The sequence below is a fragment of the Mycobacterium neumannii genome (assembly GCF_048452905.1).
Taxonomy (GTDB): domain Bacteria; phylum Actinomycetota; class Actinomycetes; order Mycobacteriales; family Mycobacteriaceae; genus Mycobacterium; species Mycobacterium neumannii_B.
This window is the reverse complement of the sequence record NZ_JBCGVF010000003.1, coordinates 486,286-510,335: the sequence shown is the minus strand read 5'-3', so window position 1 is coordinate 510,335 and position 24,050 is coordinate 486,286. Positions and strand designations below refer to the sequence as shown.

The following is a 24,050-nucleotide window of genomic DNA, read 5'->3' as shown; positions in this document are numbered from 1 at the left end:
GGGGCGGGTTTCGTCGTTCCTTGGCCCTCACCAGTCGGCATGTTGATCCGTGCCTCCGATCATCCGAGGCGCATGCTGGGCTTTCTCGCTTCGGCCTCAGGCCGCCTCGTCGCCTGGGGGCGCTGGTCCGCCGGGCTCGCCGGATCCGTCGATTGTCACCGCGGCATCCGATTCAGTTTCGGCGACCTGGTTCTCGTCGGCGGGCTCGGCGTCCGACCCTGTGTCTTCGACCGGGGTGATGGCCGGTTCGTCGTCGGGGCGCAGGAGGCGTTCGGGTCGGTGGTAGTAGTTGAGGCGGGCTTGGCCGGTGTCGAGGCCCGGTGGGGGTAGCCATTCGACTTCGCCGCGGTTGTTCATGCGGGTGGTCCAGCCGCCGTCATGGCGGGTCAACAGGTCCAAATCACAGGCCACCACCTGCTCATAAGCCGCGCGCAGCCCGGCGATCGCCGCCTGCAACGCTGTCCCCGACATACCTCGAACATACATTCGACATCCGACAAATCTGCCTGACGCGCAATCTGTTAGGTGCGGGCACCAAGAAGGACGCTCGCGATCGAGGTCCGATACATCCGGCACTCGGATTTGTGGTGTGGCCATTGGGTGTCGGAGAGGACCGCAGCCGAACCGCCTCGACAGTGACGGTTTCGATTAATAGCGCCTCGAGCAGGACTACTGTCCTGCCATGCATCACTTACAGCGCCGCGCAGTACTCCTCGGTGCGGGCTTGTTGGCGGGCATGGTCTCTTCGCCGTTCACGAGTGGGACTCCTGCTAGTGCCCAACCGTCGGCGACTGAAGCCGACCTCGCGCTCCTCAGGCGAACTTTCGCACTAGCCAACGAAGCAAGGGCGAACGGCAACACCCCGTTCGGTGCTCTCGTCGCGGATGCCGGTGGCAACGTGATCGTCGAGCGAGGCAACGAATCGGCGCCGCCAGACGGCGATCCGACGCGTCACGCCGAGGTTGTCGCCACTGCGGCTGCCTGGCACGTGCTGGGCGACGACGGAATGAACGCGGCGACTTTGTACGCCAGCGCTGAGCCGTGCGCGATGTGCGCAGGTGCTGCGTACTGGACCGGCATCGGCAGAATCGTCTACGGCATGCCCGAGAACCGGCTGCTCGAGCTCACCGGCAACAATCCGGAGAACCCGACGTTCTCGTTGCCCTGTCGTGAGGTACTCGCTCACGGACAGCGGCCGATCACCATCGTCGGCCCGCTACTCGAAGACGAAGCGGCGCAACCGCACCAGGGTTACTGGAGTTAGCGCCACCCCTGCTCAGGAGTAGAACGAGTCGAGCAACTCCTGGTTCTGCTTCTCGACGACGCCCCGCTTGACCTTGAGCGACGGCGTCAGCTCACCGTTTTCGATCGAAAGGTCGTGGTCGAGCAGCTCCCACTTCTTGATGGTCTCCCATCGGTTCAGCTGCGAGTTGAGCTCGTCGACGTACCCACCGACCATGTCCCGCACCGCATCTGACTTCACCAGCTCCGAGTAGGACTTGCCGCCGAGGCCGTTCTGCTCGGCCCACCCCGACAGCGCATCGGGATCCAGCGTGATCAGCGCGACGCAGAAGTTACGGGATTCGCCGAAGACGAGCATGTGGCCCGCATACGGGCACAGGGCCATGAACTTGCCTTCGATGGCCGGCGGCGCGACGTACTTTCCGCCTGAGGTCTTGAACAATTCCTTGATCCGGCCGGTGACCGTCAGGAAGCCGTCCTCGTCCAACTTCCCCCTATCGCCGGTGCGCAGCCACCCGTCGTCCGTGAACGTCTCGGCCGTCTTGTCCGGCAGGTTGTGATAGCCGTCCATCACGCACGGGCCCTGTACCTGCACCTCGCCGTCATCGGAGAGACGCACCGACGTGCCGTCGAACACCTGCCCGACGGTGCCCAGCTTGTAGTTGTCGGGCCGGTTGATGAACGCACCGGCCGCGGTTTCGGTCAGGCCGTAGCCCTCCAGGATCAACAGGCCTGCGGCGTGGAACCATTCGGCGATCTCGCGGTTCAGCGGAGCGGAGCCGGAGATGAAGAACTTGATCCGCCCACCGAACACATCGCGCACCTTGCTGAAGACCAAGCGGTCGAACGCGGCGTGCGCGATCTTCAGAGGAAGCGGTACGTCCTCACCCTTCAGCCGGTGCCGGTCGGCATTACGTCCCACGGCGAAGGCGGCTTCGAAGAGCTTCTCCTTCACACCCTCCTGAGAAGAGGTGACCTTCGCGTGGGCCTTCTCGAAGATTCGCGGAGCAGCGCCCATGAACGTCGGCTTCACCTCGGCCATGTTCGCAACGATCTTGTCGACGCGGCCGTCGATCGCGCTGGCGAAGCCGCACGCCAGCTGGGCCGTGATCAATACCTTGCCGAACGCGTGGGCCAGCGGCAGCCACAACAGCTGCAGGTCGTCCTCGCCCAGGATGCCGAAGTCGGCGATGGTGTTGCCCTCGTACACCCACGCCCGGTGCGGCAGCCTCACACCTTTGGGCTTGCCGGTCGTCCCGGACGTGTAGATCAGTGTCGCCAACATTTCGGGCTTGATCGAGTCCGCGGTTGTCCGCACGCACTCGGGGTGATCGGCGAGGTACTTGGTTCCGACGTCGATCAACTCGGCGATGGTGGTGACCTGGTCCCCGTCGCCCGCACCGTCGAAAAGCACCACCTTCTCGAGGCGCGGCAGGTCGTCGCGCCGCTCCTTGAGCTTCTCCAGTTGCGTCTCGTCCTCGGCGAACACGACGCGAGATTCCGAATCGCTCAGAATGTAGGCGGTGTCGGGCGCGTTGGTCGTCGGGTACACCGTGGTAGTGGCCGCTCCGGCGCACATGACCGCGAGATCCGCGAGAATCCATTCGTACCGCGTGCTCGAGGCGATCGCGACACGTTCCTCGGGCTGGATGCCCAGTGCCAGTAGCCCGGCCGCCACTGCCTCTACCTGTTCGGCGGCCTCTCGCCAGGTAAGCGAAACCCACCGATCCCCATCACGCCTGCGGAACGCCTCGCGGTCGGCGGACTTCCCAACGCGGTCGAAGAACATGGCGGCCACGTTGGCCGGCGACACGGTCGTGGGTTTCTGGTTGGTGTCGGTCGACATCGCTGTTCTCCTGGAATCTCGTACGGCACCGGTGCCGCTAGTGTCGCGCCTCTAGTACCCAATGCGGGCGGGTATGACGCGATGGAACTGTAAGCCCCGTGGTTCCGCATCGTCTTGACCCTCTCCCTGGGGGAGACCCGAAGATGGGTGCATGTCAATGCAAGAGAGCGACGGCACCGCTATTTCACGGGACGAACTGCCCTGGGCTGTCGCGACCTATCTCACCGCTCACCGCGACGTCACGACCGCGCTGACGGCCTTCACCGTCGACGCGACCGCCACCGACGAAGGGCACACCTACCGCGGCCACGGTGAGATCGCCGACTGGGTGCGCAACGCCGCCAGCGGATACACCTACTCCACCGAACTCGTCAGCGCCACCCGGTCCGGCGATGGCCACTTCGACGTCCTCCAGCATCTCGAAGGCGACTTTCCCGGCGGCGTGGCCGATCTGCACTTCCGGTTCACCCTCGACGGCGAATTCATCACTCGACTGGTGATCGAACCATGACGAAGACGTGGTTCATCACCGGCGGCACACCGGGCGGTTTCGGCATGGCGTTCGCCGACGCCGCTCTCGAGATCGGCGACCGCGTCGCGTTGACAGCTCGCCGCCCCGACGAGTTGACCGACTGGGCGCAGCAGCACGGCGATCGTGTACTCGTGCTGCCGCTCGACGTCACCGACACCGAGCAGGTGCGGGAGGCGGTGCGCGCCACCGAGGACCACTTCGGCGGTATCGACGTCCTGGTCAACAACGCCGGCCGCGGCTGGTTCGGGTCAATCGAGGGCATGGCGGACGCTGCGGTCCGAAAGATGTTCGAGCTCAACTTCTTCGCGGTGCTGTCGGTGATTCGCGCGGCGCTGCCCGGTATGCGTGCCAGGGGCAGCGGGTGGGTCGTCAACATGTCCTCGGTCGCCGGATTGCGCGGCGTCACCGGCTTCGGTCACTACAGCGCAACGAAAGCCGCGATCGAGGCGATCACCGAGGTTCTCCGCGACGAGGTCGAACCGCTGGGCATCCGCGTCATGGCGGTCGAACCCGGAGCGTTTCGCACCCGTGCCTACGCCGGCTTCGGCTACGAACCGATCGAGGAGCCCATTTCCGAGTACGGCACTCTGCTCGAGCAGGTGCGCGACGCGATGGCCGACAGGACGGTGCTCAGCCGGGCGATCCCCGACGCGGGGTGCGCGCGGTCATCGCGGCCATGGCCGAAGACCCGCCGCCCCGGCGGCTCGTCCTCGGCAGCAGCGGCTACGACACCGTCGTGGGCACACTCGAAGAATCCCTCGCCGAGGTCCGAGTGCACGAAAAGCTGTCCCGAGGAGCGGATTTCCCCACCTGAAAGCTGACGCGGAAATCAGATGAGATCTGGGGCGACCCGAAACACCGGCCAGCCGATCTCGGTTCGCCACCGCGCCGGGTCCGTCGTGTCGCGAGGGCCCACCACGTAGGTTTCGTGGATCGGCCCGTCGACAGCGAGCGCATTTTGCACCACCCAGTCTCCGAGACGGCCGTAGGTGACGCCTAGATCGTCGTGCGGACCATCGTGGACGGCGACGACGAGATCGACGGGCGGAAGCTGCACGACCTCGATGCGGCCGGACGCCTGCGGAAGGCGCACCGGCCGGAAGACCGTCATCGTCCCGACGGACTGGGTGAACAGTTCGTTGGCGTACCGCCCGCCGGGCGGTCCGGTGCGCTCGGCTTCGGGGAACGCGGCATCCAGTTCGGCCATCGCCTCGTCGTACCACGAAAGCGAATCGTCGAGCCGTACAAGACCGGTGATCGCGGCGACCCGCCGGGCGGGAACCGACCGCAGCTCGACATCCAGGTCGGCCGGCTCGGGGTTCAACAACCGGCGTAGCGACACCACGGCGGCGCGTGTCCGGTCCAGCTCGGCCTCCAGCCGCCGCACATGACCGGCGATTACCTCTGCACGTCGCTGCGGATCTCCAGTGTCGAGGATGGCCCGGACTTCGGCGAGCGGCACATCGAGCTGGCGCAGCCGGTGGATCACCTGGGCGGTTGGTATCTGTTCGGCGGAGTAGTAGCGGTACCCGGTGGACGGGTTCCCGCAGGCGGGCTCGAGCAATTTGGCCTCGTGGTAGCGGCGCAGCGTCCGCACGCTCAGATGCGTCACCGTGGCGAACTCTCCGATAGCCAAACCCGACCGCATGCGGCCAGTCTGCCCTCCCGCCGTCTATCCTGCGCCCATGGGAAGCTCGCGAGTGTCCGGCGGCGTGGTGCACAAGCTACCGGCCGATCTGCGTAAGGCATTGCTCGCCAACGACACCGCGCTCACGGCCTGGAACGACATCACCCCGCTGGCGCGCAACGAGTTCATCTGCTGGGTCGAGGACGCCAAGCAGGAGAAGACCCGCGAACGCCGGATCCGGCGCACCCAGGAAGAACTCGAAGAAGGCAAGCGCCGCCCGTGCTGCTGGCCGGGCTGCAAGCACCGTGAGCGAAACGGCAAGTAGTCACTGCTCGTACGCGGGCGCCGTCTGCAGTTCCGGTGCCGCCGCGGCCAGCAGCGCCGCACGGTCACCGGTCAGCGGGGGATAGATCCGCTCGCCGTTGATGATCCGCTTCGTCGCCTTGGCCGTCGCGCCGGTGCTCACGACGCGGCGGTCCCAGCCCTCGGTGTACACCGCACCGGCCGGACCGAGGTCGAGGACGGTGACGTACCACGGAATCCGAAGCGGTCGCATGGGCAGACCCAGTAGGTCGCCGATCACGTTGTAGCCCGCGTACCGACCCATCGGCCTGCCGTGTTGACACGACATCACCGACATGTGCTCGTCGTCCATTTTCGCGGCGGCCACATCACCCGCCGCGAACACACCACGCACGCCTTCGGCCCGTAGATAGTCGTCAACCAGGACGCGGCCGATCCGGTCCAACGGCACACCCAGCTGGCTGGTCAGCGGATGGGCGCGCATACCGGCACACCAAACGACGGTCACCGTCTCGATCACCTCACCCGTCGACAGGGTGACGCTGCGCTCGTCGACCGCGGTGACGCTCGCTCCGGTGATCGCCTCGACGCCGTTGTCGCGCAACGCTTTCTCGATGACCGGCCGCGCCGATTCGCCCATGTCCGACCCGATGCGGGCATTCCGGTCGACGAGCACCACCCGCGGTGTCAGTCCCGGGCCGTGGGCGTCCGCGAGCATCTCGGGTAGCTCGCTGGCCGTCTCGACGCCGGTGAGGCCCGCACCGACGACGACGGCCGTCGCCGACGGGGGGTCGTCGGCCCGCAGCGTGCGAAGGTGCCTGTGCAATTTTTGCGCGGCGTCGTAGGTGTCGACGTCGAACCCGAACTCGGCCAGCCCCGGAATGTCGGGTCTGACAACGCGACTGCCCGCCGCCAGGACGAGGCGGTCATAACTCAACGTCGCTCCGTCGGCGGTGCCCAGCGTCGCGGCCGCCGGGTCGATTGCGGTCACCTCGGCGGACACGTGCCCGACACCGACGGGATCGAGCAACTGTGACAGCGCAATTCGGCACGGCGTGAGGTCGGCTTCGTAGTTGCGCACCCGGATGTCGTGATACGGCTTCGGGCTGACGACGGTGACGTCCACCGTGCGCACGCCGAGTTCGTCGAGGCGGCGTGCCGCGCCGAGGGCGGCCCACAGCCCGGCGAACCCGGACCCGGCCACAAGAACACGCGCTGACGCCGGCATCGTCTCATCGTCGTGTGGCGACGGGGCGAGGGCAAGCACCGTCCGCGCCACGTTCGCACTAAATAAATCGCTTGATTTAATCGTGAGGCCCGTGTCTACTGGGTCGGTGACCGCAGCCCGGCCCTTGAGTGGACATCGATCGGAAGGAACGCGCGAAGTATTGCTCGCCGCCGCCGAGCGCCTCTTCGCCGAACGGGGTATGCACGCCGTGTCCAACCGCCAGATCAGCGAGGCGGCTTTGCAGGGCAACAACGCCGCGGTCTGCTACCACTTCGGCACCCGCACCGACCTTCTGCGCGCGATCGAGAGCAAGCATCGGGAGCCGATCGAACAGCTCCGCGCCAGGATGCTGGCCGAGCTCGGCACCTCCGCCGACCTGCGGGACTGGGTCGACTGCCTGGTGCGTCCGCTGACCGAACACCTCGACCAACTCGGCAATCCGAGTTGGTACGCGCGCTTCGCCGCACAAGCCATGGCCGACCCGAGTTACCGCGATGTCGTCACCAAGGACGCCCTGTCATCCCCGCATCTGGTGCAGGTGATCGACGGCATCACGGGATGCCTCGCCGAACTGCCCAAGCGGGTCCGCTTCGAACGGATCGTGATGGCGCGCAACCTGCTCATGCACACCTGCGCCGAACACGAAGGGGCGCTGGCGCAACACGGTCCGCTCGCGAGGTCGCCCTGGCCGCGGGCGGCCGAAGGGCTCACCGACGCGATCACCGGCCTGTGGCAGGCGCCTGTCCGCCGAACCATCTCGAGGAACGCGCGATGAGCCGTGGGCTCGAACTGCACGTGCCCGATCTGTCGGGTCGCCTCGCCGTGGTCACCGGCGCCAACAGTGGTCTCGGATTCGGGCTGGCGCGCGAGCTGTCGGCGGCCCGCGCCGACGTGATCCTGGCGGTCCGCAACCGCGCCAAAGGCGAGGCCGCGATCGCGCAGATCCGCCAGGCCGTTCCGCAGGCCAGCACACGCATAGCACAGCTGGATCTGGCGTCGCTGGAAAGCGTTGCCGCCCTGGGGGAACAGCTCGCCGCCGAAGGTCGGCCGATCGACATCCTCATCAACAACGCCGGCGTGATGACACCGCCGCAGCGGCAGACAACCGACGACAACTTCGAATTGCAGTTCGGCGCGAACCATCTCGGCCACTTCGCCCTGACCGGCCACCTGCTGCCGCTGCTGCGGGCCTCCGAAACCGCGCGCGTGGTCACCGTGAGCAGCATCGCCGCCACGCAGCGCGGATTGACATTCGACGACCCCAACGCCGAACGCGGATACCGGCCCATGCGCTCGTACGGGGTGGCCAAGCTGGCGCAGCTGATGTTCGCCAAGGAGCTCGATCAACGCAGTCGCGCACACGGATGGGGTGTGATGTCGAACGCCGCGCACCCCGGCTTGAGCAAGACCAACCTGCTCAGCGGCGCTTCCTACGGACGGGACAAACCCACGCTGAACGCCCGGCTCACCAGGGCCACATGGCGCCTGCTGCCGTTCATGTGGCTCGACGTCGACGAGGGCATCAAGCCGACGCTCTACGCCGCGACATCACCCGACGCCGAAGGCGGCGCCTACTACGGTCCGCGCGGCTTTTACGAGACCGCCGGCGGCGGTGTGGCTTTCGCGAAGGTGCCGGCAGCGGTGCACCGAGCCGAGGACCGCCAGTCACTGTGGCAGCTGTCCGAGAAGCTGACCGCCGTGACCTACCTGGATTGAGCGCCATGACAACCCACGCGATCACCGCGGCCGACGAGGTCTTCCACCCCGCCACCGATGACCCGAACTGGAACGAGAGCGGGTGGTTCAACTTCGCGATCCCCGAACGCGACATCAACGGGTTCGTGTACTACTACCACGATGTCCGCACCGGGACCAGCGGCGGCGGGCCCGCGATGTGGGACCCCAGTGGCGAACAGACCTACGACTGCCTGTTCTACGACTGGCGCTGGATCCAACCGCCCACGGGGGCGCTGGATTTCGCCGACTTCCAGCTGCCGAACTCGCTGCGTCACGTCGTCGAAGATCCGATGCACCGCTACCGGCTGTCCTACTCGGAGCTGGGGCTCGACCTGGACCTGGAGTGGACGTCGCTGATGGCGCCGCACGTCCTCGGCGAGGCATCCCCGCAGCACGGCCACTTCGACCAACCGGGCCGCATGCGGGGCACCGCGACGCTGAACGGCGAGCGCTTCGATATCGACTGCTTCTCGATGCGCGACCGCACCTGGGGTCCGCACCGCCCGGGTGCCCGCCGCTCCGGTGACTACCTGTGGGCCATCGCCGACGCCGAATCGAGTTGGCACGCCATCACGATGGCGACCCGCTCTGGTGTGGACCGTGTGATCGGCGGATATCTGCTGCGTGACGGAACGGTGGGCGAACTCGTCACCGGCGAGCGCCGCGTGCTCGACCGCCGCGCGGGCGCTCCCGCGCGGGTGGTGCTCGACGCCGAAGACGACCTCGGCCGGGCCCTGCATGCCGAAGGCGACGTGCGTACCGCGTTGCGCTGGCTCGGCTGGCCCGGACGGATGACGTTCTGGACGCTGACCGACTGGCGGTGGGACGGCCAGCAGGGGTGGGGCGAAAACCAGGAGTTCTTCGCTCGCGAACACGTGCGCGCGCTGATGCGTTAAGGCTCAGTCAGTTTCGCTGCCCCGCCGCGGGTCTGCCACAGGTTCAGCACGTTGATCAACATCTGCAACGGCGCGCGCACGCTCTCGTCGGACCGGATACGCGGGTCGGTGCGTGTGGTGTGCGGCCCGGCGTCGGGAACCTGCTTGCGGATCAGCGCAGGCACGTCGAGCAGCCAGGTGACTCCCATCAGCGTCGCGTACACGACCAGGGACCGCTCCACCGTGGCGGGGTCGAGGATCGGCCCACCGCTGGCGAGCACCTCCTTGCAGAGCATCTCGAGCAGCTCGTCGAGATGGTTGTCCCACAGCGATGTCTCGGCTCCCGACAGGGATCCCCATATCGCCATCGACACGTGCATCCGGCTGACGCAGCCCCAGTCCATCAGCCCGCATTGCAACTCGCCATCGTCGTCGCGCCAGAACCAGGCGTTGTCGACGTTGGCGTTCCAGTGGCACAGTGCGAGGTAGTCGGTATCTCCGCTCAGCTGCTGCCACAAGTCTGCTTCGCGCCTCATCAGCTCCGGTGCCTCCGCGGTCATCTGAGACAGGAATGACGACGAGCGCACGTTCTCCGCGAACAGACCCTCGTGATGCTCGACGAACTCGGCGAGCCGGCGCAGCCGGCGCTCGAGTTGATCGGCGGTGTACACCGGCGGTTTGCCCACCGTCGCCGCCCGCAGGTCCACTGGGAACTGCGCGAGCAGATCGGCGGGCAGTCGACCCGACCGTTCGGTTCCCGCCAGCCGCCCCACGGCGGTCAGCAACGCCCGGTAATGCGTTGCCTGCTCGGGTATCTCGTAGTCGAGACACTTGTGGTACTGCGGTTCGATCGCGCCGGCGCCGAACGCGATCCGCTCGCTGATCATCAACCCCGTGCCGGTTTCGCGGTGGAAGTCGGCGAACACGGTGGCAGGCACCGCGATAGGAAACGCCGGAGCGCGCGTGAGCGCCGCGAACCGGGTCTCGGACTCCATCTGGGTGCGCCCGACATCACGCACCGCGTCGTCGAAGTCGCGGGAGAACTTCCCGAACAGGTCGGTGCGCGCGTCGGGATGCTCGCGCGCGTAACGCACGGTCAGGACGGCCTTGCGCCCAGTGCTGCCGCCGGATACCTGGTTGAAGCGCTCGATCGCGACCACTTCGTTGTCCTCGGACAATGCACCGTAAGCGCGGAACGCCTCGGTGAGGAACTCCGTTCCGCCGTCGGCCAGCGCTTCGGGGTGGGCGGGGAACGCAAGGCCGGTCGCGTCACCGTGCACCCAGTCGACCTTCACCATGTCTGTTCCGCCGCTCGCACAAGGATCTCGTTGACCGCGACGCGCCTATCGCGCGTCACCATGTACGTCACCGCGTCCGCGATGTCCTCGGGCCTCAGCTTGACCATTCCGGACGTCCTAGCCTGTTGAGCCGTAAGCGCCTGCGGGTCAAGGTGATCGAAGATCTCGGTTTCCACCGTCCCCGGTTCGACGATTCCCACGCGGACCCGGTTGCCGACGAGTTCCTGGCGGATGCCCTCACTGAACGCGTTGACGCCGAACTTGGTCAGCGAATAGACGGCGGTTCCCGGCCGCGCCACCCGCCCGCCCGTCGAGCTGATCGTGACGATATCGGCGACGCCCCGCGGCGAATCAGCGGCCGCCGCGATCAGATGGGGGAGCGCGGCGCGCGTGGCGTATAAGACGCCTCGAATGTTGACCGAGACCAGGGCATCCCAATCGGCCAGCGGCGCGTGCGCGGCTACACCCATACGCAACAAGCCGGCGTTGTTGACCAACGTGTCGAGGCGGCCCCACTCGCCGACGGTCGTCGCCACCGCGACCGCCACCTGGTCGGCGTCGGTCACATCGGCGGGCACGGCCAGGGCTCTGCCACCTGACGCCACGATCTCATCGGCGAGTGCGCTCAGCCGGTCGCGCCGACGCGCCACCAGTGCAACCGAGGCGCCTCCGGCGGCGAGCGCACGGGCGGTTGCCGCGCCAATCCCGCTGCTGGCCCCGGTCACCAGTGCCACCGTCCCGCCCAACGCGGTCATGTGTTCTTCACTCCCGTCTGCCCGAGGATGTCGCCGAGCACGTAGTCGTTGTGTTGTCCCAGGTCCGGTGCACCGCGTTCGATGCGTGCGGGACGGGTCATCAGCCACGAGGGCCCAAGCACCGGCCGCTGTCCTTCGACCCGGTCCGATACGAATCGATACGTGCCGCGGTCCCAGAGCAATTCGTCGCCGATCACCTCGGTGGCCGTCGCGCTTTTGGCCGCGGGCACACCGGCGTTACGCAGTCGCTCGGCGAGACCGCCCGCCTCATGTCCGCGGGTCAACGCGCTCAGTTGCGCGTCCAGGACCTCGGCATCGCGTTGCCGCTCGGCCATCGTCGGATATCGGGCGGCGAGCTCATCGGCGCCGAGTACCTCACAGAGACGCACCCAGGCATTGTCGTTCCTGACGGCGACGGCGACCCAGTCCGCGCCCGCGCAGGGGTAGCAGCCGTGCGGCGCCATATCGGGGTGGCGGTTGCCGTCGGGCCCCAGCAGCCTGCCGGTCAGGCTCTGCTCAAACAGGCAGTCACCCACCATCGACGAAAGCACCTCGACGGCGGAGACGTCGACGATTTGGCCCTGTCCCGTGCGCTCCCGGTGCAGCAGCGACGCCACGGCGGCCAATGCCGCGGCCGCACCCACGGTGGAATCCCCGTAACGCATGCTCGCCCCGAGCGGAGGGCCGCCCGGATAACCGACCAGCGAGGCGAGGCCCGCCAGGGCGGCGAAACACGGCGCGTAGCCGGTCTGATGGCCCAGCGGCCCGTCGTTACCCCACATCTTGACGGACACCGAGATGATGTCGGATTTGAGCGCGGTCAGGTCCCGGTATCCGAGGCCTTGTCGTTCCATCGCGCCGGGCCGCAGGTTGTTGAGCACGACGTCGCTGCGAGCTACCAACGCCAAGAGCGCATCCCGGCCGCGGGGCGTCTTGATGTCGAGGTCGACGCTGAGGATCTCGGGGTTGATGCTCAGGAAATAGGGCGCGTGGTTGATGTCGGTGCCGCCGTAGGCGCGCATCTCCTCGGGAGTGGCCGAGCACTCGACCTTGATCACCTCGGCACCGAGGAGTGCCAGCATCTTGCCGGCATAAGGCCCGGCCCACACCTTGGTCAGCTCGACGACCCGCACACCCTGCAACGGCCCACCCCGCGAACCGTCGGCCTTGAGTTGCGGGTTCCGCGCTGCGAGTGGGGTGCGCGGTCGTGAGAGTTCGGCCAGGACCTCCTCGCTGTGCTGGCCGAGCGTCGGCGCGGGTCGGGTGATCCGGGCCGGAGTCGCGCTAAGCCGGTAACCCACGGTGGGGTAGGCGCTCGTGCCCAGCACGGGATGGGTGACGTCACAGAAGAACTCACGGTGCCGGTACTGCGGTGAACGCAGAAGCTCGGCTGCGCCGTTGACCGGCACCAACGGTACGCCGAGTCGCTGCGCCTCTTCCGCGGTGTCCTCGCCGGGCCGCTCGCGCATCCAGTCGGCGAAGCCGCTGCGGAAGTCGGCGACTCGCTGGGGTGTGACGCCGAATTCCAGCCAGTCGTCGTCGAATTCGTCGAGCCACGCCGGCGCCCCCATCAGCGTTTTAAGGCCCAGCCAGTGCGCTCTGCTGGTCATGTAGAGGTAGACGAAGCCGTCGCGCGAGGCGAAGAACGTTGCGGGTCCCGCCTGGTCGTAGTCGTCGCGACGGTTCTGCGGCGCGATCTCCCCGGTGACGAACCGTCCCAGGATGCAATCGGCCCGCGACACCAGCACGGCCTGCTGCGAGACGTCGATGTATTCGCCGCGGCCGGTGTGCATCCGGTCGAACAGCGCCGACATCACACAGAGGGCGGCGTCGAGCGCGCCCTCGTAGTCGGCGAGGAACCGGCCGGGTCCCTTCAACGGCGGCCGATCCGGGTCGGCGTGGCTGGGGGTGTGGTAGCCCCACCCGCTGGCGTGAAAGACGTTCAGGCCCACAGCGTCGTCGAATGCAGGCGGTGCGGTGAGGCCGAACGGCGTGATGGCGCAGAACACCACGTGGGGATGGCGACGGGCGACCTCGACGGCCGACAATCCATGCTCGGCGGCCCAGGTCGCGCTGTGGTCGTCGATCACCGCATCGGCGGTGGCGATCAGCTCATGTGTTGTGGCGGTGTCGAATTCGACCGATCGCTTGTTGGTGTTGAGGTAGGCGAACAGCGCACTGCGTTCGGGACCGTCCTCGCCACCGACTAGCGGCGCCATGGCCCGGGTGGGACTGCCCCACCCGGGCCGTTCGACTTTAACGACATCGGCCCCCAGATCGGCCAGTAGCTTGCCGCAGTACTCGCCGGCGACCCGCTCGGCCACCTCGACGATCCGAAAGCCGGTCAGCGCCGACATGCCGGTCAGGGCTTGTTACGTCCCGACCGGCTCAGCCGCCACTCCGGTGGGAAGTTCATGTCGTTGTCCTTGACCACGTTGTTGAGCCCCTTTTCGAAGGTGCCCTCGGTGAGATCGACATCGTTGCGCTGGTCGTTCTGGATCATCGGCAGCATCCCCTCGACCATGCCGGTCAACAGGCTGCCGAAGTACTCGCCCTTGTGCTGCTTGTACAGCTCGAGGAAGGTCTTCTGCACCGCGACCGTGTCGGTCGGACGCGACTTCGAGCAGGCGAGGGCGTACTTCTCGGTCTCGGCCTCGAGTTGGTCCCTGGGCACGACGCTGTTGAGGAAGCCGCACTCGTACATCTCCTTTGCGCTGAACGGTCTACCGGTGAACAGCATTTCGGAGAACTTGCGCAAGCCCATCGTCTCGGCCCACCACCACAATCGCGGCCCCCACCCGACATAACGGAACGCCGGATGGCCGAACAGCGCGTCGTCGGAGGAGACCACCAGATCGGCGTCGCCGGCCTGATAGAAATGCCAGCCGTAGCAATACCCCTTCGCTTCGATGATGCTGACCTTGCGAAGTTCCTGCAGGGGCCGATTGCCTGCACGCGCCTTGGCGTAGAAGTCGGTCACCGTCGACAGGTAGCGATACGAACCGCCGGGCGGGTACTTGACGTCGTCGTCGTTGATCGCGAGTTCGTGCAGCAGCGGCATGCCCGGGTTCTCCAGCATGCCCCGCTGTTCGGGAAGGTCGCCACCGCTGCCGAAGTCATCGCCCTCGCCGCGGATCACGACGACCTTGACGTCGTCGTCGACGTTGCACTTGTGGATCATATCGGCGTAGAGCTGGCGCATGCCCATCGTCGTCGAGTTCTGCGCCTCGGGCCGGTTGAACGTGATGTAGGCGATCCGGTTCTTGCGGTCCTTCTCGAACCGGATGTGTTGCTCGGCTTCCCGTTTCATCTCTTCGTAGTCGTAATCTGGCATGTTCGCTACCTCCACTTTGTGTTATCTCCAGTAGGCGGCCCGTGTAGCCGGGCAGCTGAACGCCGCCGACGCAATCGAATTCGTCAGGGGCGAAGACACTGATCTTCGTGCGTATCGCTTTCCGTCAAACCACCACGGCAGGCATCGACTCCCATCCACGGACGGTGGACGTCGGGCTGAGCTCGGCATCGGTGAGGTCGACGTGCCAGTCCGGGAATCGTTGGAGAATCTCGTCCAGCGCGATGCGTCCTTCCAATCGTGCGAGCGCGTTGCCGAGGCAGAAGTGCGTGCCGACCCCGAAGCCGAGGTGCTGACGCGGCGGCCGATTGATATTGAACCGCTCGCTGTCAGCGCCGAAGTGTCGCGGGTCACGATTGGCCGCGCCGACGATCAACATCATCGCGTTGCCCCCGGGCACCGTCTCGCCGTAGTAGGTCACGTCGCGGGTGACATATCGGCAGACATGCGGGGCGGGCGGTTCGAAACGCACGACCTCCTCGATGGCCCCAGGCAGTAGTGACCGGTCGGCGACCAACGCGCGCCGCTGGTCCGGGTGATCGGAGAGCAGCTTGCCGGCCCAGCCGATCAGCCGGGTGGTGGTCTCGCTGCCGGCCGTCGCGATCACCTGCAGGTAGAGCAGAAGTTCCTCGCGGCCCAGTCGCCGCAGCGTCCCGGCCTCGTCGGTGAACTCGGCGTTGAGCAGTTCGGTCATGATGTCGTCGCTGGGATGCTGTGCTCGCCAGTCGATGTAGTCGGCGAATACCTGACCCGTGGCGATGGGGCCGTCGGGGTTGTCGGTCATCTTGCCGCCCCGTTCGGTGCGGATCGTCGACTCGCCGTGTTCGATCACGTGCTCCTGGTCGGCCTCCGGAATGCCGAGCAGCATGCCGATCACCCGCATGGGCATCTGAGCACCGAGGTCCTTGACGAAGTCGAAGCGGCCCGCGCCGACCAAAGGGTCCAGGCAGCGGGCGGTGAACTGACGGATCTTGGGTTCGAGCGCGTTCACCTTTCTGGGCGTGAAGATCCGGGACAACAGCTTGCGGTGGATGTTGTGGATCGGCGGGTCCTCGAAGATCAGCGTGCCGGGCGGGATGTTCAGGCCGGCCTTGATGATCTCCAGCACCGCTCCGCGCGCCGAGCTGAACGTCTCGTGGTCGAGCAGTGCCGCGTCGACGTCGGCGTAGCGGCTCAGCGCATAGAAGTCGTGCTCGGCGTTGTAGTAGAGCGGCGCGTGCTCACGGATCCGCGAGAACATCGGATAGGGCTCGCGGTTGAGGTCGGCGTCGTAGGGGTCGTAGTGGACCCCCTCTTTCTCGGTGTCGCTGTCCCGGCTGTCTCGCACACCTTCAGCGCTCACCGTCATCTGCGTTCCGCCTTCCCACCGGACCTCACCGGAGCGGTGCCGTCACACGCCACCGGTTCGTGGACAGTTTGTCAGCGCTCGTCCGCGCCGGGGCTGTTTAGACTGTCCGCTTAAAACGACGCGTCTTGGATCAGCGGACCGTTTTCTTGGCTACCAAAAGACCATCTAGATCAATTGGCGGCCGGTTTAGTCTCGCGGTCGGGGAGCGGGCACCGCTGAGAGGGTCTCCGGCACGGACGTCGCAATGTCACGGCCGCGCGGTCACCACCGCCGACCTGCCCCGATCACGTCGCAAGCCGATCCGCTGTCCGCGGAGCGAATCAGTCGTCGCCATTCGAGACCTGGAGTTCGGAACCGGTCGCGGCGGCGTTGATCTTGAGTCGCCATTCGCGACGGTTCTTCGGTCGGCAAAGATTTGCACCGGGCCGCCCGCAATCGTCACCAATAGCTCTGTATTGCGGGGCTAATTCTGTGTAACAATCGTCTATCAAACCCTCTCTGAACGAGGGTTCTCTTTTCGGACGGAGGCGATCATTCCCACGTCACCTTTGCGCGTCACGGCGGGTGTCTGTGTCCTCGCTGCCGGATTGCTGTTCGGCGGCGGCGGTGCTGTCGCCAGTGCTGACGACTCAGGTAGCACCGGTGGCGCGGGAACGAGCGGCTCGACTGGGGCCAGCCAGGGTTCCACCACCGGCACCGACGGCTCGGAGACTTCGGGCGCCACCGCCGGGACGGCGACCAAGTCCACGCCCAAGATCGACCGGCGCTTCCGGCTCCGCCTTCCCGATTTCTCACGGCAGTCACAGTCGCGGCAGGACGGGTTCACCCGCCCCACGACCATCGTGCGGGGCGGCGTCGACAGGACCGTGACCACGGGGACCAAGGCGGAGGACGCCGACGTGACCGCGGACGAAGAAACCGCGCCCACCGACGAAGCCAACGCCACACCGATCGATCCGCAAGGGACTGAAGTCGGCGTCGGGGCGCAGACGAGCGAAAGCGGAACCGTCCCCGAGACCCAGGAACTGACGACGGAGACCGAACCCGCCGCCGAGGCGCCGGTTCCGACGGTGCCCGCGGACGGTTCGGCCACTCAACCGGACTCCAACTCCGCCGCAGACGCCGCCGCAGCGTCGCCGGCCCCGCAGACCGGTACGACGCCCGCCGTTCAGGTCGACGCCCCTGTGACGCCGGAAGCCAAGACCGCCGATCCGCTGACCAACGCGTTCGTCACCATCAACGGCGCGATGGTGACCTGGTCGGAGTCGCTCGCCGCGCTGCAGACGTCGAAGACGCCGATCCGAGATGCGATCACCTCGCTGCAGACCATGCTGACCACCGTGACCGGCGCAGTCACGCGGGTGCCATCGGATTTCTACGCGATGCTGGGCATTCCCGCTTCGTCCGGTCCGCCCCAGTCGTTGATCGGCGGAAGCGGCACGCTGGATGCCAGGAAGGTGGACGCCCCGACCGGAGGAACACTGGTCGGACCGCATCCGGGCGAAGCCACGCGGCCCGTGGGCCCCGCGCACAGCGGATCGCTGTTCGGCACGATGGCCCCGCGGCCGGTGCAGGGCAAGGTGGCCACCACTGACACCGTCCAGCCGCTCTCGGTCTCGGGAACGGTTCCGCTGACCACCGCCGCCGCGCCGGCAAGTGCGAAGTCGATCTTCGAACACGTCATCGAGGCGGTCCTGGTTCCGGCATCGCTGACGGCCCTGGCTGCCGTGGCGTTGCCGGGTGTCGCCGCCTTGCTCATCGTCGCCGCAGCGGGCATCCGTGTCGGCTACCGCCAGGCGAAAGCCGCTGTCGCTCTGCGGGTCTCTGGTATCGCGCGGTTCGCCGGCCCGGGCCCGCTGGGGGTCGTCCGCTCGGGCTCCATGGTCGCGCTCCGTCAGCGCGCCCGTGGGCCGCGCACCAAACGCGCGGTGTGCCCGGAAGCCGAACGCGTGGCGCGCAGCCACGAGCGTGTCGCCTAGCCCGCGGACTACATCCTCGATTTGGCATCGGTCAACGCCGCATCGATCTCGGTCCACGTGCGCCGCACGATGTCCGCGACCGGCAGCAGCTCCCGGATTCGGGACGAGACCTGGCCGGTGTTGGCCACACTGGCGTTCATATCGCCGTCGAAGTACAGCTCGGTGATCTTGCCCAGCAGGCGTGCGCCTGGGTCGTGAGAAGCGACCCGCGCGGCCAGCCCGGTGCGCAGGACGCGCATCGTCGGGTTGCCGGGGATGTCGAGAAGCACGGTGCCGGAGTCGTCGGCCGTCACGATCGCATCTTTGAAATTCGCGTGCACGGCCGCCTCGACGCTGGCCAGCATTCGAGTTCCCATCTGGACGCCCTCGGCACCGAGGACCAGCGCCGCGGCCGTCGACCGTGCGTCGCACATGCCGCCGGCCGCGATGATCGGCAGGTCGACATTCTCGGCGACCAACGGAAGCAGCACCATCGTCGACGCACCCAGCAGCGACTTGAACCCGCCGCCTTCGACGCCCTCGACCACCAACGCATCGACGCCGGCATCGGCCGCCTTGCGCGCACCCCTCAGGGATCCGACGACGTGCACGACCGTCATGCCGGCGTTGTGCAGGCGTGCGGTGAACAACGCGGGATCGCCCGCGGAGGTGAAGACGTGGTTCACCCCTGCCGCGGCCAGGGTGTCGACGATGGACGGGTCGGCCTTCCAGCCCTGGATCATCAGGTTGGCGGCAACCGGCTTGTCGGTGAGGTCACGCACTCGGTACAGATCGGCGCGGCCGTCTTCGGTCAGCGTCTCGATCATGCCAAGGCCGCCGGCCTCGGAGACCGCGGCGGCGAGCTCGGCGCGCGCGATGTAGGTCATGGGCGCCTGCACGACGGGGAAGTCGACGCCGAGGAGCTCCTGGATTCGGTTGGTCACCAGGTCATTCTGCGTGAGGCCCGCCCGCAACGAAATCACCCTGGCCAATTTTACATTGAGTGCTCTATCATTTGTCGAACCGAGACCCAGTGGCAGCGCAGCCCGAGAGGACGTCGATGGCAAAGCCACCCCTGTCGATGAAGCCGACCGGATGGTTCCAGGTCGCGTGGTCGGCAGAGCTCAAGCCCGGCGATGTCCGGCGGATGAAGTACTTCGACCGCGAGATGATCGCGTGGCGAACGTCTTCGGGCCAAGCGGTGGTGATGGACGCCTACTGCGAGCACCTCGGAGCCCACCTGGGATACGGCGGCCACGTCGAGGGTGACGTCATCGAGTGCCCGTTCCATGGCTGGCAGTGGAACTCCGAAGGTCGCAACGTCTGTATCCCGTACCAGGACCGCCCGAACCGCGGCAGGCGGATCCGCAGCTACCCCGTCGCCGAACGTAACGGCTCGATCTATATCTGGCACGACATCGACGGGCGCGCACCCTATTTCGACGCGCCGGACATCTTCGGCAGCTTCGGAGACACGCGCACCGCCGCCGACTATTATCCGCCGATGACCCTCTTCCGCGAGGGACTCGAACTGCATCCTCAGTACGTGCTGGAGAACGGCGTCGACTTCGCGCATTTCAAGTTCGTGCACAAAACACCGATCATCCCTGTCTTCACTCGTCACGACTTCGCCGAGCCGTGGTCGTATGTCGACTTCACCATCACCTTCGAAGGCGATGAGTCCCAGTCGATCGACGACGTGCGAAGCGGTGTGGAAGCCATCAACGGCGGCCTCGGCATCGCGGTGACCAAGAGTTGGGGCATGGTGGACAACCGGACGATCTCGGCGATCACCCCCGTGGACGACCGAACGTCGGATGTCCGGTTCATGGTCTACATCGGCCGCACCCCCGGCCGCGATGACCAACGGGCCGAGGAGAAGGCCGCCGAGTTCGGCGCCGAGGTCATCCGCCAGTTCACGCAGGATGTACACATCTGGTCGCACCAGCGCTACTCTGACCCGCCTGCGCTGGCGACGGCCGAGTACGAGGGTTTCACCGCGTTGCGTAAGTGGGCGACCCAGTTCTATCCCGATGGCCGCGGCGGCAATGCGGCCGACCTTCAAACATCCGGTGCCACAACGTCGTCCGAGAAAGGTCCGACCCGATGACCACACAACCCGCCCGCCCGACGCGTGTGTTCCAGGTTGCCACAGGCAACCTCGGGACCGAGATGATCAAGCGGATCGGGCAGCATCCGGATCTCGAGCTCGTCGGATTGCACTGCTACACCCCCGAAAAGGTCGGCAGGGATGCCGGAGAGATCGTCGGCATCGGCCCGGTCGGGGTGCGCGCCTCCGGCACGATCGAGGAGATCATCGCCGCCGAACCCGACGTCTTGACGTTCCACGGCGTGTTCCCCGACGAGGACCTCTACATCAAAATCCTCGAGGCGGGCATCAACATCGTCACCACGGCCGACTGGATCACCGGCTGGCACCGCGACACCAACCATCCGCATCCCTCGGGTAAGCCCGTGTCCCAGCTCCTCGAGGAGGCCTGCCGCAAGGGCAATTCCACGTTCTACGGCACCGGCATGAACCCCGGGCTCAACCAGATTCTCGGTGTGGTGTGTTCGGCCGACGTCGCCGAGATCGAAAACGTGACCACGATCGAGTCGGTCGACGTCTCGTGCCATCACTCCAAAGACACCTGGATTGAGGTCGGCTACGGCCAGCCCATCGACGATCCCGAGATCCCGGGCAAGCTGGAGAAGTACACCCGGGTCTTCGCCGACAGCGTGCTGATGATGGCCGACTGCTTCGATCTGAAACTCGACGAGGTCAAGTTCAGTTACGAATTAGGCGCCTGCACAAAGGATGTCGACCTCGGTTGGTACCAGCTGCCCAAGGGCTCGCTGGGTGGGAACTACATCAAGTACCAGGGCATGGTCGACGGGGTGCCGAGGGTGGAGACGCACCTGGAATGGCAGATGACACCGCACACCGACCCGCACTGGGATATCAAGGGCTGCTATATCACCCAAATCAAGGGTGACCCGTGCGTGTACAACAAGCACATGATCTTCCCGAAGCCCGGCGTGGACCTGTCCAACCCCGAGGCCTTCGCCTCGATCGGAATGACGGTCACGGGAATGCCTGCGCTGCATGCCATCCGGTCGGTGGTGTCCGCGCCACCGGGGTTGATCACCAGCGCCGACCTGCCGCTGCGCGGGTTCGCCGGCCGCTTCAAGAGGTAGGAATGCCCCAGGCCGCCAGCGTCGCCCCGCGCCGCCCGCCCAACGGCAAGCAGGTCCGCGCGGACCGAACCCGCGCGATGGTCATCGAGGAGACGGTGCGCTGCGTCCTCGAAGAGGGATTCGCCGCGGCGAGCGCCAAGCACATCACCGAACGTGCCGGTGTGACCTGGGGGGTGATCCAGTATCACTTCGGTGACAGGGACGGGTTGTTGATGGCCGTCGTCGACGAGGGCTTCGGGCAACTGGTGGCCTGCCTGCACGATGTCCAGGCCGCGCTGGGGGAGCACCACGGACGCGTGCGCACCGAATTGGTGATCAATGCGGTCGCCGACGCGTTCCTGAGCCCGACATCCATTGCCGCGCTGGAAATCTTGATCGCCACCCGAACCGGGCGCGCCGATGCTCAACAGCGTCACCTGGCCGAGCTGTTCTCCACACTGACCCGGCTCGGCCGCTTCGTGGCCGAGGGTCTCGACCAGAAGCACGCCGACGCGGTGGGCAACTTGATCTGGACCACGCTGATGGGGGCGATGGTGGCCAAGATGGCCGTAGAGGAACCGGTCGACGTCGGTCGCGAGCTGCGCGCGCTGATCGATGTCGTCACGGCCTACGTCGAGCTTCAGCTCGAGGCGGCGGCCGCACGTTAGTTCACCGCGGCCGGACGACGATCACCGGCGCCTTGGCCGACTGAGCCACCTTCGACGCAACGGAGCCGAGCACGAGGCTGGAGAATCCGCCGCGGCCCCGGCTGCCGACGACGACGAGCGAAGCCTCGCCCGACGCTTCGACGAGCCGTCGTGCGGGGTCATCACTGACGATCCGGCGCTGCACCTGCACATCCGGATACCGTTCCTGCCAGCCGGCGAGGCGTTCGGACAGGACCCGGTGTCCGCCGTCCTCGTAGCGTTCCCAGTCGCTGCCGATGGAAGGGAACGAGGCGTCACTCCACGCATGCAGCGCAGTCAGCCCCACACCGCGCCTCGAGGCCTCGTCGAACGCGAGCGCGGTGGCCTCTTCGGAGGCGGGCGAGCCGTCGATGCCGACCAGGACCGGGGAGCCGGCGTCGGTGGGCGGCGAGTCGTCGGTGCAAACGATCGCGACCGGACCCTTTCCGTGGTGCAGCAGGCCACTGCTGACCGAACCGAGGAAGACCCGTCCGAGAACACCGAGGCCCCGCGACCCGGACACCGTCATGTATGCGTCGCGCGAGGCGGTCACGAGCGCGGCGGGCGCCGCGGCGTTCACGATGTGCGCCTCGATGGCCGGCGGCGCCTTGTCACCGGCGGCGGCCTGGACGGTCTTCTGCGCCGTGTCGAGGATGTCGCGGCCATTGGATTCCATCGAGTCGATGTAGCTGGATTCCAGATACGCGACCGGCCATGTCACCGCGACAGGAGTGATCGCATGGAGCAGCCTGATCGGCTCGTCCCGCAAAAGGGCCTCGTGCGTGGCCCATCGAATGGCCGCATCGGAGTCCGGTGATCCGTCGACGCCAACAAGTATTCCGCTCGGACCGGCAGCCATGACCTCTCCCTTCGCCACATGGCGGTTACCGAGTCCACGTTAGGTGGTCGGCCGCGCACGTGACAGGGCCTTTGGTCCTCATGCCGTCGCGCGGGTCAGGCCCCGGTCAGCTCCGCAAACCGGGTGACGTGGAAGTCGGTGGTGCCGAACTCGTACTGAAGCGCGGTCAGCCGCTTGAAATAGTGGCCGATCGCGAGTTCCTCGGTCATACCCATGCCGCCGTGCAGTTGCACCGACTGCTGTCCGATGAACCGCGCGGCCCGGCCCACGGTGGCCTTGGCCGCCGACACCGCGCGTGCCCGTACATCCGGCTCGGCCTCGAGGTTGAGGACCGCCAGGTACGCGGCGGACACCGCCTGCTCGACTTCCATGTACATGTCGACCATGCGGTGCTGCAGCACCTGGAAACTGCCGATCGGCTGCCCGAACTGCTGACGTTGTTTGGCGTATTCGACGGTGTCGGCCAACACCTTCCGCATGCACCCGACAGCTTCCGCGCAGACCGCGGCCGCACCTTCGTCGCGTGCCTGAGCCAGCGACGGCCATGCCGCGCCCTCCTCGCCGAGCAGCGAGTCGGCCCGAAGCCGCAACCTGTCGAACGTCAGGTCGGATGCCCTGCGGTCGTCGATGGTGCGGTAGTGGTGGGCCGCGACAGCGTCTCCCGCCGGCTCGAGATCGACGAGGAACAACGAGATTCCGCTGGCGGTCCGCGCGGTGACCAGAAGGTGGGTGGCCAGAGGTGCGCTCGCGACGACGATCTTGGACCCCCGCAGCACCCATTCGTCGCCGTCGCGCTCGGCGCTGGTCGTCACGTCGGCCCAATTGTGGCCGGACTCAGACTCGTTCGCCGCGAGCGCGACGATGGCCGTTCCCTCGACGATCCGCTCGAGCAGCGCCGAGGCCGGCTCGCCGCCGGCACGCTGCAGCAGGCCGCCCGACACGACAACGGTGTCCACATACGGCTCGACGACCAACGCTTGCCCGAGTGCCTCGGCGATGACCATCACTTCGACCGGTCCGCCGCCGATTCCGCCGAGGTCCTCGGGCAACGCGGCCCCGAGGATCCCCAGCTCGTTGGCGAACCCGGACCAGATGTCGGGCTGCCAACCGGCACCCGTCTTCGCCGCCGCGCGGCTGCTCTCGAGCTCGTATCGGCTCGACAAGAACTTGTTCAAGCCGTCGCGCAGCAGTTCTTGTTCCTTGCTCAGGTTGAAGTCCATATCAAGC

The 24,050-nt window shown here is 66.7% G+C and carries 21 protein-coding genes and 2 pseudogenes; 11 read left to right on the top strand and 12 right to left on the bottom strand.

Features of this window, described 5'->3' with window-relative positions; all coding sequences use genetic code 11:
* Window positions 1–96: 96 nt before the first annotated feature.
* A pseudogene (locus tag AAHH99_RS08690) lies at window positions 97–378 on the bottom strand (hypothetical protein); the annotation flags it as partial.
* Between the two features lie 304 nt (window positions 379–682).
* Between AAHH99_RS08690 and AAHH99_RS08685 the strand changes: the two are divergent.
* The gene (locus tag AAHH99_RS08685; protein ID WP_418768293.1) at window positions 683–1,264 is read left to right on the top strand and encodes a nucleoside deaminase; all 582 of its coding nucleotides are present in this window, start codon (window positions 683–685) and stop codon (window positions 1,262–1,264) included.
* A 12-nt stretch (window positions 1,265–1,276) separates the two neighbouring features.
* Here AAHH99_RS08685 and AAHH99_RS08680 read toward each other — a convergent pair whose 3' ends face one another.
* Window positions 1,277–3,088, bottom strand: a complete 1,812-nt coding sequence (locus tag AAHH99_RS08680; RefSeq protein ID WP_418768292.1) for an AMP-dependent synthetase/ligase — start codon at window positions 3,086–3,088, stop codon at window positions 1,277–1,279.
* Between the two features lie 151 nt (window positions 3,089–3,239).
* On the opposite strand from AAHH99_RS08680, the gene AAHH99_RS08675 reads away from it, so the two are divergent.
* Window positions 3,240–3,599 carry a nuclear transport factor 2 family protein gene (locus AAHH99_RS08675; protein ID WP_418768291.1) on the top strand — a complete coding sequence of 120 codons (360 nt, stop codon included), beginning with the start codon at window positions 3,240–3,242 and terminating at the stop codon, window positions 3,597–3,599.
* Window positions 3,596–4,434, top strand: a pseudogene (locus tag AAHH99_RS08670) (SDR family NAD(P)-dependent oxidoreductase). The gene AAHH99_RS08675 and the pseudogene AAHH99_RS08670 overlap by 4 nt, the downstream one beginning before the upstream one ends.
* A 15-nt stretch (window positions 4,435–4,449) precedes the next feature.
* Here AAHH99_RS08670 and AAHH99_RS08665 read toward each other — a convergent pair.
* On the bottom strand, window positions 4,450–5,268 hold the full coding sequence (locus AAHH99_RS08665; protein WP_418768290.1) for a MerR family transcriptional regulator: 819 nt from the start codon (window positions 5,266–5,268) through the stop codon (window positions 4,450–4,452).
* Window positions 5,269–5,305: 37 nt separating this feature from the next.
* Here AAHH99_RS08665 and AAHH99_RS08660 point away from each other — a divergent pair, with 37 nt between their 5' ends.
* Entirely contained in the window at window positions 5,306–5,572 is a 267-nt protein-coding gene (locus AAHH99_RS08660; protein WP_418768289.1) for a YdeI/OmpD-associated family protein, read from the top strand.
* On the opposite strand, the gene AAHH99_RS08655 is transcribed toward AAHH99_RS08660, so the two are convergent.
* Window positions 5,573–6,778, bottom strand: a complete 1,206-nt coding sequence (locus AAHH99_RS08655; protein WP_418768288.1) for an NAD(P)/FAD-dependent oxidoreductase — start codon at window positions 6,776–6,778, stop codon at window positions 5,573–5,575.
* Between the two features lie 91 nt (window positions 6,779–6,869).
* On the opposite strand from AAHH99_RS08655, the gene AAHH99_RS08650 reads away from it, so the two are divergent.
* The 3 genes from AAHH99_RS08650 to AAHH99_RS08640 are packed head-to-tail and all read left to right on the top strand — an operon-like array spanning window position 6,870 to window position 9,411.
* Entirely contained in the window at window positions 6,870–7,553 is a 684-nt protein-coding gene (locus tag AAHH99_RS08650; RefSeq protein ID WP_418768287.1) for a TetR/AcrR family transcriptional regulator, read from the top strand.
* The gene (locus AAHH99_RS08645) at window positions 7,550–8,494 is read left to right on the top strand and encodes an SDR family oxidoreductase (protein ID WP_418768286.1); all 945 of its coding nucleotides are present in this window, start codon (window positions 7,550–7,552) and stop codon (window positions 8,492–8,494) included. Before AAHH99_RS08650 ends, AAHH99_RS08645 begins: the two co-directional genes overlap by 4 nt.
* A gap of 5 nt (window positions 8,495–8,499) precedes the next feature.
* Entirely contained in the window at window positions 8,500–9,411 is a 912-nt protein-coding gene (locus AAHH99_RS08640; protein ID WP_418768285.1) for a DUF7065 domain-containing protein, read from the top strand.
* Here AAHH99_RS08640 and AAHH99_RS08635 read toward each other — a convergent pair.
* The 5 genes from AAHH99_RS08635 to AAHH99_RS08615 form a co-directional block, all read right to left on the bottom strand.
* Entirely contained in the window at window positions 9,408–10,688 is a 1,281-nt protein-coding gene (locus AAHH99_RS08635; protein ID WP_418768284.1) for a hypothetical protein, read from the bottom strand. The two genes, AAHH99_RS08640 and AAHH99_RS08635, sit on opposite strands and share 4 nt — an antisense overlap.
* Window positions 10,682–11,443, bottom strand: a complete 762-nt coding sequence (locus AAHH99_RS08630) for an SDR family NAD(P)-dependent oxidoreductase (protein WP_418768283.1) — start codon at window positions 11,441–11,443, stop codon at window positions 10,682–10,684. Before AAHH99_RS08630 ends, AAHH99_RS08635 begins: the two co-directional genes overlap by 7 nt.
* A complete protein-coding gene (locus AAHH99_RS08625) occupies window positions 11,440–13,800 on the bottom strand; it encodes a CaiB/BaiF CoA transferase family protein (RefSeq protein WP_418768282.1) in 2,361 nt (786 codons plus the stop codon). The genes AAHH99_RS08630 and AAHH99_RS08625 overlap by 4 nt, the downstream gene beginning before the upstream one ends.
* 5 nt (window positions 13,801–13,805) lie before the next feature.
* Window positions 13,806–14,777, bottom strand: a complete 972-nt coding sequence (locus AAHH99_RS08620; RefSeq protein WP_418768281.1) for an enoyl-CoA hydratase/isomerase family protein — start codon at window positions 14,775–14,777, stop codon at window positions 13,806–13,808.
* A 124-nt stretch (window positions 14,778–14,901) separates the two neighbouring features.
* Window positions 14,902–16,143 (bottom strand): cytochrome P450, encoded by a 1,242-nt coding sequence (locus tag AAHH99_RS08615; protein WP_418768280.1) that lies wholly within the window; start codon window positions 16,141–16,143, stop codon window positions 14,902–14,904.
* Window positions 16,144–16,691: 548 nt separating this feature from the next.
* Here AAHH99_RS08615 and AAHH99_RS08610 point away from each other — a divergent pair.
* On the top strand, window positions 16,692–18,122 hold the full coding sequence (locus tag AAHH99_RS08610; RefSeq protein WP_418768279.1) for a hypothetical protein: 1,431 nt from the start codon (window positions 16,692–16,694) through the stop codon (window positions 18,120–18,122).
* An 8-nt stretch (window positions 18,123–18,130) separates the two neighbouring features.
* Here AAHH99_RS08610 and AAHH99_RS08605 read toward each other — a convergent pair whose 3' ends face one another.
* A complete protein-coding gene (locus AAHH99_RS08605; protein ID WP_418769565.1) occupies window positions 18,131–19,048 on the bottom strand; it encodes an NAD(P)H-dependent flavin oxidoreductase in 918 nt (305 codons plus the stop codon).
* A gap of 113 nt (window positions 19,049–19,161) precedes the next feature.
* Here AAHH99_RS08605 and AAHH99_RS08600 point away from each other — a divergent pair, with 113 nt between their 5' ends.
* From AAHH99_RS08600 to AAHH99_RS08590, 3 genes are read left to right on the top strand one after another with little or no spacing between them, the layout of a single operon-like run.
* The gene (locus AAHH99_RS08600) at window positions 19,162–20,211 is read left to right on the top strand and encodes a Rieske 2Fe-2S domain-containing protein (RefSeq protein ID WP_418768278.1); all 1,050 of its coding nucleotides are present in this window, start codon (window positions 19,162–19,164) and stop codon (window positions 20,209–20,211) included.
* A complete protein-coding gene (locus AAHH99_RS08595; protein ID WP_418768277.1) occupies window positions 20,208–21,299 on the top strand; it encodes a dihydrodipicolinate reductase in 1,092 nt (363 codons plus the stop codon). Before AAHH99_RS08600 ends, AAHH99_RS08595 begins: the two co-directional genes overlap by 4 nt.
* A gap of 2 nt (window positions 21,300–21,301) precedes the next feature.
* Window positions 21,302–21,946, top strand: coding sequence for a TetR/AcrR family transcriptional regulator (locus AAHH99_RS08590; protein WP_418768276.1), 645 nt, complete (start codon window positions 21,302–21,304; stop codon window positions 21,944–21,946).
* 1 nt (window position 21,947) lies between these two features.
* Here AAHH99_RS08590 and AAHH99_RS08585 read toward each other — a convergent pair whose 3' ends face one another.
* Together AAHH99_RS08585 and AAHH99_RS08580 are read right to left on the bottom strand one after the other, a co-directional pair.
* The gene (locus tag AAHH99_RS08585; protein ID WP_418768275.1) at window positions 21,948–22,823 is read right to left on the bottom strand and encodes a universal stress protein; all 876 of its coding nucleotides are present in this window, start codon (window positions 22,821–22,823) and stop codon (window positions 21,948–21,950) included.
* A 95-nt stretch (window positions 22,824–22,918) separates the two neighbouring features.
* On the bottom strand, window positions 22,919–24,043 hold the full coding sequence (locus tag AAHH99_RS08580) for an acyl-CoA dehydrogenase family protein (RefSeq protein WP_418768274.1): 1,125 nt from the start codon (window positions 24,041–24,043) through the stop codon (window positions 22,919–22,921).
* Window positions 24,044–24,050: the final 7 nt, after the last annotated feature.